Origin of the sequence: Bradyrhizobium sp. in8p8 (genome assembly GCF_000426845.1) — a bacterium.
GTDB classification, from domain to species: domain Bacteria; phylum Pseudomonadota; class Alphaproteobacteria; order Rhizobiales; family Xanthobacteraceae; genus Bradyrhizobium; species Bradyrhizobium japonicum_C.
Genome location: NZ_AUGD01000004.1, coordinates 126210 through 138671, shown reverse-complemented (window position 1 = coordinate 138671; position 12462 = coordinate 126210). Strand labels below are relative to the sequence as shown.

At 64.7% G+C, this 12462-nt stretch carries 13 protein-coding genes; 7 read left to right on the top strand and 6 right to left on the bottom strand.

Going from position 1 to position 12462, the window contains the following annotated elements; genetic code table 11:
• Window positions 1–27: 27 nt before the first annotated feature.
• The gene (locus K408_RS0113270) at window positions 28–801 is read right to left on the bottom strand and encodes a ferredoxin--NADP reductase (protein WP_024339183.1); all 774 of its coding nucleotides are present in this window, start codon (window positions 799–801) and stop codon (window positions 28–30) included.
• Between the two features lie 369 nt (window positions 802–1170).
• On the opposite strand from K408_RS0113270, the gene K408_RS0113265 reads away from it, so the two are divergent.
• Entirely contained in the window at window positions 1171–1974 is an 804-nt protein-coding gene (locus K408_RS0113265) for an ATP-grasp domain-containing protein (protein WP_024339184.1), read from the top strand.
• A gap of 365 nt (window positions 1975–2339) precedes the next feature.
• Here the strand turns inward: K408_RS0113265 and K408_RS0113255 are convergent, their stop codons facing one another.
• The gene (locus tag K408_RS0113255) at window positions 2340–2540 is read right to left on the bottom strand and encodes a hypothetical protein (RefSeq protein WP_024339185.1); all 201 of its coding nucleotides are present in this window, start codon (window positions 2538–2540) and stop codon (window positions 2340–2342) included.
• 196 nt (window positions 2541–2736) lie between these two features.
• On the opposite strand from K408_RS0113255, the gene K408_RS0113250 reads away from it, so the two are divergent.
• The 5 genes from K408_RS0113250 (at window position 2737) to K408_RS0113220 (ending at window position 8226) form a co-directional block, all read left to right on the top strand.
• Window positions 2737–2946, top strand: coding sequence for a hypothetical protein (locus K408_RS0113250; protein ID WP_035728909.1), 210 nt, complete (start codon window positions 2737–2739; stop codon window positions 2944–2946).
• Between the two features lie 257 nt (window positions 2947–3203).
• Window positions 3204–4205 carry an NADP-dependent oxidoreductase gene (locus tag K408_RS0113240; RefSeq protein ID WP_024339187.1) on the top strand — a complete coding sequence of 334 codons (1002 nt, stop codon included), beginning with the start codon at window positions 3204–3206 and terminating at the stop codon, window positions 4203–4205.
• A gap of 149 nt (window positions 4206–4354) precedes the next feature.
• Window positions 4355–5191 (top strand): cysteine rich repeat-containing protein, encoded by an 837-nt coding sequence (locus tag K408_RS0113230; RefSeq protein WP_024339188.1) that lies wholly within the window; start codon window positions 4355–4357, stop codon window positions 5189–5191.
• 285 nt (window positions 5192–5476) lie between these two features.
• Window positions 5477–6616 (top strand): FAD-dependent monooxygenase, encoded by a 1140-nt coding sequence (locus K408_RS0113225; RefSeq protein ID WP_024339189.1) that lies wholly within the window; start codon window positions 5477–5479, stop codon window positions 6614–6616.
• A complete protein-coding gene (locus K408_RS0113220; RefSeq protein ID WP_024339190.1) occupies window positions 6613–8226 on the top strand; it encodes a benzoate-CoA ligase family protein in 1614 nt (537 codons plus the stop codon). The genes K408_RS0113225 and K408_RS0113220 overlap by 4 nt, the downstream gene beginning before the upstream one ends.
• A 97-nt stretch (window positions 8227–8323) precedes the next feature.
• Here K408_RS0113220 and K408_RS0113215 read toward each other — a convergent pair whose 3' ends face one another.
• Complete coding sequence (locus K408_RS0113215) at window positions 8324–8836, bottom strand: MarR family winged helix-turn-helix transcriptional regulator (RefSeq protein WP_024339191.1); 513 nt, start codon at window positions 8834–8836, stop codon at window positions 8324–8326.
• The gene (maiA, locus tag K408_RS0113210; RefSeq protein ID WP_024339192.1) at window positions 8826–9458 is read right to left on the bottom strand and encodes a maleylacetoacetate isomerase; all 633 of its coding nucleotides are present in this window, start codon (window positions 9456–9458) and stop codon (window positions 8826–8828) included. The genes K408_RS0113215 and maiA overlap by 11 nt, the downstream gene beginning before the upstream one ends.
• Before the next feature lie 201 nt (window positions 9459–9659).
• On the opposite strand from maiA, the gene gtdA reads away from it, so the two are divergent.
• The gene (gene gtdA, locus K408_RS0113205; RefSeq protein ID WP_024339193.1) at window positions 9660–10700 is read left to right on the top strand and encodes a gentisate 1,2-dioxygenase; all 1041 of its coding nucleotides are present in this window, start codon (window positions 9660–9662) and stop codon (window positions 10698–10700) included.
• A gap of 116 nt (window positions 10701–10816) precedes the next feature.
• Here the strand turns inward: gtdA and K408_RS0113200 are convergent, their stop codons facing one another.
• Both K408_RS0113200 and K408_RS0113195 read right to left on the bottom strand, forming a co-directional pair.
• Entirely contained in the window at window positions 10817–11635 is an 819-nt protein-coding gene (locus K408_RS0113200) for an ABC transporter permease (protein WP_024339194.1), read from the bottom strand.
• Window positions 11628–12401, bottom strand: coding sequence for an ABC transporter ATP-binding protein (locus K408_RS0113195; RefSeq protein ID WP_024339195.1), 774 nt, complete (start codon window positions 12399–12401; stop codon window positions 11628–11630). The genes K408_RS0113200 and K408_RS0113195 overlap by 8 nt, the downstream gene beginning before the upstream one ends.
• Window positions 12402–12462 lie beyond the last annotated feature (61 nt).

The following is a 12462-nucleotide window of genomic DNA, read 5'->3' as shown; positions in this document are numbered from 1 at the left end:
CACGATCGCGCCACTTTCCAACCGAGCTTACCGCTCGACGAAGGCCTTCTCGATCACAAAATGGCCGGGCTTGTTGCCGGAGCCTTCCACGAAGTCGCGGCTCTCGAACATCGCCTTCAGCTCTTCGAGCATCGCCGGGCTGCCGCACATCATGATGCGGTCGGTTTCGATGTCGAGGGGCGACTGCCCGATGTCGTTGAATATCTGCTCGGAGCTGATGAGGTCGGTGATGCGACCGCGATTCCTGAACGGCTCGCGGGTCACGGTCGGATAATAGACGAGCTTGTCCGCGAGCAGCTCCCCGAACAGCTCGTCCTCGCGCAGGGTCGCGACGAGCTTCTCGCCATAGGCGAGCTCGGAGACCTGGCGGCAGCCGTGCACCAGCACGATGCTCTCGAACTGCTCATAGACCTCGGGATCCTTGATCAGGCTCGCGAAGGGCGCAAGGCCGGTGCCGGTCGACAGCAGCATCAGCCGCTTGCCGGGAAGCAGGTTGTCGGTGATCAGCGTGCCGGTCGCCTTGCGGCCGACCAGGATGGTGTCGCCTTCCTTGATCTTCTGCAGGCGCGACGTCAGCGGGCCGTCCTGAACCTTGATCGAGAAGAATTCCAGCTCTTCCTCGTGGTTGGCGCTCGCCATGCTGTAGGCCCGCAGCAGCGGACGACCGTCGACCTCGAGGCCGATCATGGCGAACTGGCCGTTCTGGAACCGGAAGCCGGTATCGCGCGTGGCGCGGAAGCTGAACAGCGTGTCGGTCCAATGGTGGACGGAAAGAACCTTCTCTCGGTAAAACGCGCTCATGATTCTCGATATTCCGAATAGTTGCGGCTTTCGGGCAAAAGCGTAGCCCGGCCCTGAAATGGGGGCGGACACCATTGCCATGGCGGAGGATTTCGCGTGTGTGATCTACGCCATTGCGACCAATAATCAACCTCGTTCCGGATGCAATTGATGCCGGTCAAACCGGCATTTGCGGCAGAACTGGCCACAGCATTAACGATTCCCCTCCCGAGCAGGCACGGCAGGCAATTTCCTTCCACTCAGCCGCGTGGTTGGAGCAGTTAATTTCTGCTGCGCTCGCGAGAAATTCATTAAGAATAGCTCTGATTTTCATCCCCGGCTGGCGCCCTTTCCGCGCATTTACGGCTTTTGGCGACAGAAACGAAAAGTATGGCGAGCGGCGAGCGAATCTTCGTTCAGGCGATCAGGCGCTATTGCGCGGAGCATGGCATCGCGGTCGATGTCCGCGCGGGTGGCTGGCTGATCGCGATGCGCCAGGGTGCGAAGCGTCACTTCGCCTTCGGCTACGACATCGGCCTCAACAGCGCCATCGCCCACCGCCTCGCCAATGACAAGTCGGCCACCGCCGAGGTGCTGACGCTGGCGGGCGTGCCGTGCGTTCCGCATCACCTGTTCCTCAATCCGAGCCTGGGCATTCACGTCGCCGGCACCGATTGGCGCCGGGAGATGCTGATGCTGCTCGCCCAGAATTCGCAAGGCGTCGTGGTGAAGCCGAACGAGGGCACCTCGGGCCGGGCCGTGTTCAAGGCGACGACGGAGGCGGAGCTCGACCGCGCGGTTCGCGACGTGTTTTCGATGAGCGCCGGACTCGTGATCTCGCCCTATGTCGCGATGGAGGACGAAGTCCGTGTGGTGCTGCTCGGTGATCTCCCGCTCGTCGTCTACAGCAAGCGGCGTGGCACAGATTGGCGGCACAATCTCGATGCCGGCGCAACGCCGATATTGCTCGGCGATGGCGAGGTTCGCGCGGCTTGCGTCAGACTCGCAAGCGCCGCCGCAAGCGCCATCGGGATCGCGTTCGCGTCCATCGACGTGGTCCGCGTCGGCGGCGAATGGAAAGTGCTCGAGATCAATTCCGGCGTGATGATGGAAGCACTGGGCAAGCTGCATCCGGAAATGGTGCATGCGGCGTATGAGGCGGCGCTGGACCGGATCTTCGAGGCAGAGCACTGAGCCGCCAGCGCTGACCGCCGATATCCTTCGACAGCCAATCGGCAAAATAGAACGAGGCCCGGAATTACCGAGCCTCGTTGCCATAGCAACTGCATCGGGGTTTCAGAGAGAGCCGCCAGGCTCCAAGACGCTATCGCGCATCTGGTCGTGTCAGTTGCGCCAGCGCAAACAATAACGAAATGCGCGGCGGCACGCCGCTCGCAAGACGGCATCGGCCTCTGACGGGCTCGCGGCCCGCTAGATCAGACAGGCGAGATAGACAACCGCCCCGCTAAGGACGGCTGCAACGGACCAGAACGCCGCGTCAAACGGCTTGTTGGCAATCCCGGCCTCAGTTCTGCTCATTCGCATCGGGGATCTCCGGGTCAGCGGACGGCGACGATGGCCGAACCGCTCAGAACCACCGCCTTGCTAGGCTTGAATACGGCGGCCCTCTCGACCGATACGGTTCTCACATCGGCGTGGCGGGAAACGGCAAGGCCGGCGACGGCCGCGGCAACCAGCAGCGCGACGATGACGATCCTCGAATGAGTGGCGCGGTCGGCGCTATAAATCGAATGATTCATTGGGCTCTCCGGACTCTGTTCCGCTAAGGCGTTGTTAAACGGAACCGCCGGGTCGCGCGATTGCGCGGCTTATCTTAGGGCGAGTCCCCTAAGTAGTCTGCCGGAGAGAATTCAACCTCTGAAGTTGCGCAACATCAACGTTGCACCGTCCTTTTGGCAGCTAAATCAGCAGTTTCCAGTCTTTCGAGCTGCGGACATGAATGAAGCGCACCAATTGGCTCTGGCGATGTTCGTGCTCGCCTGTGCGGCCGTGACACTGGTCGCGGGGCAGCTCTACATGCAGCAGAGCATGGATGCGCAGACTTTCACCGGCAGACACGTGCCGGCGCGATTGCTGGGCACTTCGCCGGCCACGGAGATGCGCGGTCACGCAAGACCGGATTTCAACGTGACGGGACGGCCCTGAGTCCGGTCAGACGGCAGCGAGCAGCTCGGCCGGCACACGCCACATCGAGATCACGCTCGGAGAGATGTGCTTGAGCGGCGCGTTGTCGCGCGCGCCACGCCGGAGAGCAGGATGTCGGCGTCCAGCCGTTGGCAGGATGTTCCCGTTGTGCAATGGAACGCTGCGATCTAGCCTTCGCACAGCGCACGGCGAATGCGGCTTCGCACGTTTGTTTGAACGCCGGCATCGATAATCAGACCATCGACGAGGGAATGTCCATGAGCAGCAACGTCAATCGCCAGATTCTGCTGGTGGAGAAGCCCAGCGGCAAGCTGGGCCCCGAGCATTTCAAGATGGTGGAGGGCGCCGTGCCGGAGCCGAAGGACGGCGAGGCCTTGCTGCGCGTCCGATACATCTCGCTCGATGCTGCGAACCGCGCCTGGATGCACGGTGCGACCTATCGCTCGGCTGTCGAAGCCAACAGCGTGATGGCCGGCGGCGCCATCGCCGAGGTCGTCAGCTCGAAGGCGCCCGAGCTTGCGCCCGGCGACATCGTATTCGGCGACACCGGGTGGCAGGAATATGCCGCGGTGCCGGCGAAGCATCTCACCAAGATGCCGAAGCTCGAGCCGATGACGCACCTGCTCAGCGTGTTCGGCATCGCCGGCCTCACCGCCTATTTCGGCCTGCTGGAGATCGGCAAGCCCAGGGAGGGCGAGACGGTCGTGGTCTCGGCGGCCGCGGGCTCGGTCGGCTCGATCGTCGGGCAGATCGCCAAGATCAAGGGATGCCGCGTCATCGGCATCGCCGGCGGGGCCGAGAAGTGCAACTGGCTGACCTCCGAGCTCGGCTTCGATGCCGCCGTCGATTACAAGGACGGCGCATTGTTCAAGGCGCTGCGCGCAGCCGCTCCGAAAGGCATCGACGTCTATTTCGACAATGTCGGCGGGGACATTCTCGAAGCCTGCCTGCCGCAGATGAACAATTACGGGCGCATCGCCTGCTGCGGCGCGATCTCGCAATATGACGGCGTCCCCGCAGCACACGGCCCGCGCGGCGTGCCTGGATTGATCGTGGTGAAGCGGCTGACCATGCAGGGCTTCATCGTGATGGACTACATGAAGGAGAGCCAGCGCGCACTCGCCGACCTGCAGGCATGGGTCAAGTCCGGCAAGCTGAGGGTGCAGGAGGACATCATCGCAGGCTTGGAGAACACGCCGAAGGCGCTGATCGGATTGCTCGCGGGCGAAAACCGCGGCAAGCGCATGATCAGGCTTTGACGAGGCAGGTTGCACCGGAATAATTGACCTTGCAGGTGGGGCTGAAGCGGCCAATGATATCGGTCGCGGGCACCACTCGCGACGATTGCAATCGCATCACATCTCAGGAAGCCGCCGGCGTTTGCCGACAGGGGCGGGAAAGCAGTCAGATGTTCAATACGTTGAAGCACACATCCGCGCGCGTGACCTTGCTGGCGGCAGCGCTCCTCGCAACGGCAACAGTGGCGATCGCGCAGACACCGACCGAGGCCCAGAAGAGCGCGATCCGCTCTGCATGTCGTTCGGACTTCATGGCACGTTGTTCGAGCGTAACGCCTGGCGGCGCGGAAGCGTTTCAATGCCTGCAGAAGAACATGTCCAGCCTGTCACCGGGATGCCAGACTGCCGTGCGCGCGCTCGAGCCTCCGGCGGCGCCGAAGGCTGAAGCCGCTCCGGCTGCACCCAAGACCGAGGCCGCGCCGGCGGCACTCGCAGCACCGAAGGCCCAGGCCGCGCCTGGTGTGCCTCCCGCAGAACCTGCAAAGCCGGCCACTGCCGCGGCGCCTAAGACTGCTCCCGCCAAGCAGCCGAGCACTGCCCAGGTCTCGACCATCAAGAGCGCTTGCCGCGGCGATTATCCCAAGGTCTGCGCCAGCGTGCCCCCGGGCGGAACGGCCGCGCTCGAATGCCTGGAGAAGAACAAGGCCAAGGTCTCTTCCTCCTGCCAAGCCGCGTTGGGCGCGGCATCCGGCACAGCGGCGACGGCTGCGCCCGCAGGCGCAGCTCCCGCGACAGCGCCCGCTGCGGCGCCGACCGTGCTCGTGCTTCGCCCGCTGCGGCCACGCGAGCAGCTGTTCGTCGCCCAATCGGCCTGCGGAGCCGACATCCGCACGATCTGCGCCGGCGTCGAGGCTGGCGGCGGCCGCATCATCCAGTGCCTCGCCAGCAATGCCGCATCGCTGTCACCGGCCTGCAGGGACGTGCTGGGGCGATTCGCCGCGCGATAGGCGAGGCAGGTCGCGATCCCCAGACCTGGTCCGGTCGTCCGCTGCCACCGGCGAGCCGGTGAATGGGGTTTGGGCTACAGCGTCCGCCTGACACTGCGGTGGCCATTCCGGAGTGGTTTGGCTATGGTTCTGACCAGACGATCTTGGACGCACGCCTATACGCATCCGAGGCCGAGGCCGAGGTGCCGCACGCAGGCTACCGATAATTCTGCTGGCGCCAGCGGCTGGAGCACATTAGTCTACCCCTAGATAGTAAGTATACTGTCAATTAAAGGGAGGCAGACGTTGCGGATCGCCGTGATCGGCGGGGGGCCCGGCGGGCTCTACTTCGCCTATCTCTGGAAGAAGCGTCACCCCGAGGATCAGGTCGATCTGTTCGAACAGAACCCGGCCGACGCGACCTGGGGCTTTGGCGTCGTGTTTTCCGATCAGGCCCTGGAGTTCCTGCGCGCCGACGACCCCGAAACGGTCGATGCGATCGCGCCGCACATGGAGAGCTGGGAGAACATCACGCTGCACCTGCACGGCGACAGCGTCGCCATCGATGGCGTCGGCTTCTCCTCGATCGGACGGCTCGAGCTCCTCAGATTCCTGCAGCAGCGTGCGCTCGGCGTCGGAGTGACGCCTCGCTTCGACACGCAGATCCACACCATCGACCAGCTCAACGGCCATGATTTGATCGTCGCCGCCGACGGGCTGAACTCGCTGGTGCGCCGCGCCTTCGAAGGCGATTTCGGCACCTCCCTGTCCTACTCCTCCAACAAGTTCGTCTGGTACGGTACGTCGAAACGCTTCGACACGCTGTCGCAGACCTTCGTGAAGACCGAGCGCGGCGCCTTCAACGCCCATCACTACCGTTATTCGTCCAGCATGAGCACCTTCCTGGTCGAATGCGATCACGCCACATGGCAGGCCTACGGTTTCGCCTACAAGGACGTCGAGCAATCCAAGGGAGTCTGCGAGGAGGTGTTCGCCGACACGCTCGGCGGCCATTGCCTTGTCTCCAACAAATCGATCTGGCGCAACTTTCCCTGGGTCTGGAACGAGCACTGGTCGTTCAAGAACATGGTGCTGCTCGGCGACGCCCTGCATTCGGCGCATTTCTCGATCGGCTCGGGCACGCGGCTCGCGATCGAGGACGCGATCGCGCTGGTCAAGGCGCTGGAATCCGACGCGCATCTTGCGACGGCGCTGCATCGCTATCAGGCCGCGCGCAAGCCCATCGTGCAGAAGCTCGTCAACGCCGCGCGCACGAGTGCGTTCTGGTACGAACACTTCGCCGAGCACATGAAGCTTCCCCTGCTGGATTTCGCCTACAGCTACATCACCCGCTCCGGCCGCATCGACGACGCACGCCTGCGCCACATGTCGCCGGCCTTCATGGCGCGCTACGAGGCCGCCAGGAATGCCGGGGATGCGGCATGAGCAACGAGATTCGCGACCAGGTGCCAGCCGACAGCGCGGGGGCACGCGAGATCGGCTTTGTCGTCCCCGACACCTACAATGCCAGCCGCGTGCTGTTCGACAATCTCGGCAAGGGCCGTGGTGAGAGATGCGCGCTCATGGGCCCGGCGGGTACGCGAACCTATGCCGAACTCTGCGCGGAAGCGTGCCGCTGGGGCAATGGCCTTGCCTCGCTCGGCCTGAAGCGCGGCGACCGCGTGCTCCTGTTCCTCGACGACACGCCGGCCTATCCGGCCGCGTTCTTCGGCGCGGTGCGGGCCGGCTTCGTGCCGCTCCTGATCAACACGCTGACGCCGCCGGACCTGCTGCAATTCTATCTCGCCGATTCCGGGGCGAGTGTCGCGGTCGCGGACGCGGAGTTCTGCGCGCGCTTCAATGCGGAAGCCTGCAAGGACACGCGGCTGCATACGCTGATCGCCGTCAACGGCGCGCCCGGCGACCACGCCGCACCGAGGGTGCTCGCGGCGGCAGACTGGCTTGCGCAATTCTCCACCCAGCTGAGGGAAGCGGACACCCATCGCAACGACATGGCGTTCTGGATGTACTCGTCGGGCTCGACCGGAAAGCCCAAGGGCATCGTGCATCTCCAGCACGACATGGCCTATAGCGATCTCGCCTTCGCGCAGAACATCCTGAAGCTGACGCCCGACGACATCTGCTTCTCGGTGCCGAAGATCTTCTTCGCCTACGGCTTCGGCAATTCCGTCACCTTCCCGTTCTCGGCCGGAGCGGCGACGCTGCTGCTGCCGGGTCAGCCGAAGCCTGCCGCGATCTTCGCCGCGATCGAGCGGTACAAGCCGACCGTGTTCTTCGGCCTGCCGACGCTCTACACATCGCTGACCAAGGCCGAAGGCGCGGACAAGACGGATTTCTCGTCATTGCGCATGTCCCTTTCGGCGGCCGAAGTGCTGTCGGCCGAGGTGTTCAACGGCTGGAAGACCCTGACCGGCCTCGAAATCGTCGAGGGTCTCGGCTCGACCGAGGTGCTGCACATCTATCTGTCCAACCGTCCGGAGCAGAAGAAGCTCGGCGCCGCCGGCCTGCGCGTGCCCGGCTACGAGGTCGCATTGCGCGACACGGACGGACGCGACGTCGGCGACAATGAGGAAGGCATCCTGTGGGTCCGCGGCGATTCCAATACGCCGCTGTACTGGAACCGGCCGGACAAGTCCGCCGAGACCATCCGCGACGGTGGCTGGATCTATACCGGCGACCGCTTCATCCGCGATGCCGACGGCTTCCATTTTTTCCGCGGCCGCGCCGACGACCTCATCAAGATCTCCGGCCAATGGGTCTACCCGCTCGAGGTCGAGCTGTGCCTCGCCGACCACCCCGACATCCGCGAATGCGCTGTGTTCGCCGCCGAACTGCCGGACCGCCGCATGACGCTGAAGGCGGTGGTGGTGATGAACAACCGCGCCGTTGACCAGGGCGAAACGACACGCCGGCTGCAGGACTATGTGAAGCGCAAGCTGCTGCCCTACAAATATCCGCGCGAGGTCATCTTCATCGACGAGCTGCCGAAGACCGGCACGGGGAAGATCGATCGGCAGGCGCTGCTCAGGTTGTAGCAACCACTGCCGAAGCACTGCTGGTGTCGTCCCGGGCTCGCGCTACGGCGCCCCGGACGACGGCGGAGATGACGCAACTGTATCGCCTCAAACTCCACTAGCCCGCCTTCCCCAGATGCTCCAGCGCATCCTCCGCCCGCAGCGGCACGCGCGACGCCTCGTTGTTGAGATCGACGAGCTGCCCGAGAAGGTCCATCAACACCTTGCGGTCGGCGGGCTTCAGCGGCTCCAGCATGCGCGCCTGGGCGCGCTCGACGGCGGGGATGATCTCGCGCAGGATCGCGGCGCCGGATCTGGTCAGGTGGAGCAGCTTGATGCGCTTGTCTTCCGGCGCCGGCTTGCGCTCGATGTAATCCTTGGCTTGGAGCCGTTCGATCACGCTGCCGAGCGTGGAGCGATCGAAGGCGACTACCGCCGAGAGGCGCGTGGCGTCGATGCCGGGATGGGTGTGAATGGCGATCAACGCGGCATATTGCACCGGCGTGAGATCGAATGCCTTGCACTCCTCCATGAAGATCGAGACCGCAATCTGCTGCATGCGCCGGAACAGATAACCCGGCGCGGCATAGACCGCGTCCATCGTGATCGGAGGAAGCGGCTTACTCGGCATCGGGCTGCTTCTCCGGCGCGGCATCCGCAAACGCTGGCAGCGCCTTCGCCGCGGCCTCGGCCTTGAGCAGGCGCGGATAGGCGGAGACATCGACGCCGAAGCGGCGCGCATTGGTGAGCTGCGGCACGAGGCAGAGATCGGCCAGGCTCGGCTCATCGCCGAAGCAAAACGGGCCCGGCTCGTCCCTGATCAGGGTCTCGCATGCCGACAGGCCCTCGCGATTGGCCCAGGCTGCCCAATCCTGGACCTTCTCCTCGGGCAGGCCCAGCTCGCGCAGCCGCGCCAGCACCTTCAGGTTCTGTACCGGATGGGTGTCGCAGGCGATTGCGAGCGCGAACGCCCTCACCTTGGCGCGGCGCAGCGGATCCTTGGGCAGCAGCGGCGGATTGGGGTGGGTCTCGTCGAGCCATTCGATGATCGCGACCGATTGGGTCAGCACGGCGCCGCCGTCGTTTTCGAGCGCCGGCACGAGGCCTTGCGGATTGATGGCAAGATAGGCGGGCGCGCATTGCTCGCCCTTGCGCAGATGGTGCGGCAGGTGCTCGGCGCCGAGGCCCTTGAGGTTCAGCGCGATCCTCACCCGGTAAGCGGCGCTGGAGCGGAAATAGCCGTGCAGCTTCATGTAGACCTCCCAATTTTCTGTCCTCCGGGCCTCGCGCAGCGAGAACCCGGAACCTCTAGATTCTCAGGCGCGCAAGTGCGCACCATAGTCCGATGCTAGCGCACGCCCCGGAATGACGGTGGCTTGTATGCCCTTCGTTACGTTGACGCTACCTAGATCGTCAGTATACTGTCAATCAACAAACGATCGGGAGCAGCGACCATGGAAGCCGTGGCCAAGACGCCGGAACGCGAGGCATTCTACAGAAAGATCGACGGCGAAAACCTCACCGCGCTGTGGACGGTGATGAGCGATCTCATCACGCCGGAGCCGAAGAGCGCCTGCCGGCCTCACCTCTGGAAATTCGACGTCATCCGCGATTACATGACGGAAGCCGGCAAGCTGATCACGGCCAAGGAGGCCGAGCGGCGCGTGCTGGTGCTGGAGAATCCCGGCCTGCGCGGGCAATCCAAGATCACGACGTCGCTCTACGCCGGCGTGCAGATGGTGGTGCCCGGCGACGTCGCGCCTGCGCACCGCCACAGCCAGTCGGCGCTGCGCTTCGTGCTCGAAGGCAAGGGCGCCCACACCGCGGTGGACGGCGAGCGCACCGCGATGGAGCCCGGCGACTTCATCATCACGCCCTCGATGACCTGGCACGATCATTCCAACGAAACCGATCAGCCGATGTTCTGGCTCGACGGTCTCGACATCCCCCTGGTGCAGTTCTTCGACTGCTCCTTCGCGGAAGGTTCGAAGGAGGATCAGCAGAAGATCACGAAGCCCGCCGGCGACAGCTTTGCGCGCTACGGCCACAACCTGTTGCCGGTCGATGTGAAGCGCAGCTCGAAGACCTCGCCGATCTTCAGCTATCCCTACGCCTACACCCGCGAGGCGCTGGAGAAGGCGCGCACGAGCCAGGAGTGGGACGCATGCCACGGCCTGAAGCTGAAGTTCAGCAATCCCGAGACCGGCGATTTCGCCATGCCGACCATCGGCACCTTCATCCAGCTGCTGCCGAAGGGCTTCAAGACCGCGCGCTATCGGTCGACCGATGCCACCGTGTTCTGCCCGATCGAAGGCAAGGGGCGCAGCCGCATCGGCGATGCCGTTTTCGAATGGGGCCCGCGCGACCTGTTCGTGGTGCCGAGCTGGCACTGGGTCACGCACGAGGCGGACGAGGACGCGGTGCTGTTCAGCTTCTCGGACCGCCCGGTGCAGCAGAAGCTGGATCTGTTCCGCGAGGACCGCGGCAACGCGTGAGATTCTGGTGCTAGCCAGATCGTCATTGCGGGCAGCCCTTGCGACGAAGCAATCCGGGCTGCCGCGGTGGAAAGAGTCTGGATTGCTTCGCCGCGCTCGCAATGACGGAGTAGGCTTCAGCGCCAGTGCAGCAGCCGCGTCTCCAGCCAGCCGATCACCTTGCCGACCGCGAGCCCGAACACCGACAGGATCACCACGCCCGCGAGCAGCTGATCCGTCTGCATCAAATTGCCGGCCTGCAAGACGAAGGCCCCGATCCCATATTGCGCGCCGATCATCTCGGCGCTGACGACGAGGAGCAGCGCGACCGATGCAGTGATGCGGAAGCCGGCAAGGATCGCGGGCAGCGCTCCCGGCCAGATCACCTTGCGCACGATGGTCGCGAACGGCACGTTGAAGCTCTGCGCCATGCGGATCAGGTTGCGCGGCACCGCATCAACGCCGCTATAGACCGAGATCGCGGTCGAGAAGAACACCCCGAGCGCGATGGTCGCGATCTTCGGCTCCTCGCCGATGCCCAGCCAAAGGATCAAAAGCGGCAGCAGCGCGATCTTCGGGATCGGGAACAGCGCCGAGATGAAGGTGATGCCGACGCTGCGCGCGAGCCGCGACAGGCCGATGGCGAAGCCGACGGCGACGCCGGCCGCAGTCCCGAGCAGCCAGCCGACACCGATGCGCAGGAGCGAAGCCGACAGATGCTGCCAGAGCGCACCGGAGATCGCGAGCTGGTAGATCGCGCGCGCGATCGCCGACGGCGGCGGCAGGAACAGCGGATTGGCAAGACCGGCGCTGCCGGCCGCCTGCCAGATTGCGACCGCGAGCGCGAGCGCGATCCAGCCGCCGAAGCGGCTCGACGCAGGCACGAAGCCGGCGCCGCGAAAGCGGACTCGGCGCGTCGCCTGATCAGTCGAAGGAGCTTCCGCGCGATCAAGCATGCTGGACCTCGCGCTCGGCATCGATGGCTTCGTTCCGGATCAGCGACCAGATCTGGCTCTGGATCGCCAATAGCTTCTCGCGCGCCGCAGTCTCGCCCCGTTCGGCCCGCGTCATCGGCACGGAGACGACCTCGCGGATGCGGCCCGGCCGGCGCGACAGCACCACGATGCGATCGGCGAGCCGCGACGCCTCTTCGAGATTGTGGGTGACATAGACCGCGCCCATGCTGCCATCGGCGAGCAGGCGGACGAAATCCTCCATCAAGAGCTCGCGCGTCTGCGAATCCAGCGCCGAGAGCGGCTCGTCCATCAGCAGGATCGCCGGCTTCACCGCAAGCGCGCGCGAAATGCCGACGCGCTGGCGCATGCCGCCGGAAAGCTGCTTCGGATAAGTGGTGCGAAATTCGGTCAGCCCGGTGCGGCGCAGGGCGTCGTCGACCAGCGCGCGCCGCCGCGTCGGCGAGAGCGCCGTGTGCAGCAGCGGGAATTCGACGTTCTCCTCGACGCTGGCCCAGGGCAGGAGCGCAAAATCCTGAAACACGAAGGTCAGCGGATTGAAACTGTCCGCCGGCGGGTCACCGCGCAGCTCGGGCGCGCCGGAGGTCGGCTGCAGGAGGCCGCCCAGGATGGACAGCAGCGTGCTCTTGCCGCAACCCGAGGGCCCGACGATCGCCACCACCTCGCCGGCGCTGACGGTGAAGGAGACGTCGTCGAGCACGGCGAGATCGCCGAAGCGATGGGAGATGTGGCTGGCAATCAGGTCCATGCTGCCTCGTCTATCCTGTTCTCCGTCGCTCCGGGATGATCCGAAGGATCAGACCTCAGGT

Coding starts and splice junctions, on each gene's coding strand:
- K408_RS0113270 (WP_024339183.1), bottom strand. CDS start 801: ATGAGCGCGTTTTACCGAGAGAAGGTTCTTTCCGTCCACCATTGGACC.
- K408_RS0113265 (WP_024339184.1), top strand. CDS start 1,171: ATGGCGAGCGGCGAGCGAATCTTCGTTCAGGCGATCAGGCGCTATTGC.
- K408_RS0113255 (WP_024339185.1), bottom strand. CDS start 2,540: ATGAATCATTCGATTTATAGCGCCGACCGCGCCACTCATTCGAGGATC.
- K408_RS0113250 (WP_035728909.1), top strand. CDS start 2,737: ATGAATGAAGCGCACCAATTGGCTCTGGCGATGTTCGTGCTCGCCTGT.
- K408_RS0113240 (WP_024339187.1), top strand. CDS start 3,204: ATGAGCAGCAACGTCAATCGCCAGATTCTGCTGGTGGAGAAGCCCAGC.
- K408_RS0113230 (WP_024339188.1), top strand. CDS start 4,355: ATGTTCAATACGTTGAAGCACACATCCGCGCGCGTGACCTTGCTGGCG.
- K408_RS0113220 (WP_024339190.1), top strand. CDS start 6,613: ATGAGCAACGAGATTCGCGACCAGGTGCCAGCCGACAGCGCGGGGGCA.
- K408_RS0113215 (WP_024339191.1), bottom strand. CDS start 8,836: ATGCCGAGTAAGCCGCTTCCTCCGATCACGATGGACGCGGTCTATGCC.
- maiA (WP_024339192.1), bottom strand. CDS start 9,458: ATGAAGCTGCACGGCTATTTCCGCTCCAGCGCCGCTTACCGGGTGAGG.
- gtdA (WP_024339193.1), top strand. CDS start 9,660: ATGGAAGCCGTGGCCAAGACGCCGGAACGCGAGGCATTCTACAGAAAG.
- K408_RS0113200 (WP_024339194.1), bottom strand. CDS start 11,635: ATGCTTGATCGCGCGGAAGCTCCTTCGACTGATCAGGCGACGCGCCGA.
- K408_RS0113195 (WP_024339195.1), bottom strand. CDS start 12,401: ATGGACCTGATTGCCAGCCACATCTCCCATCGCTTCGGCGATCTCGCC.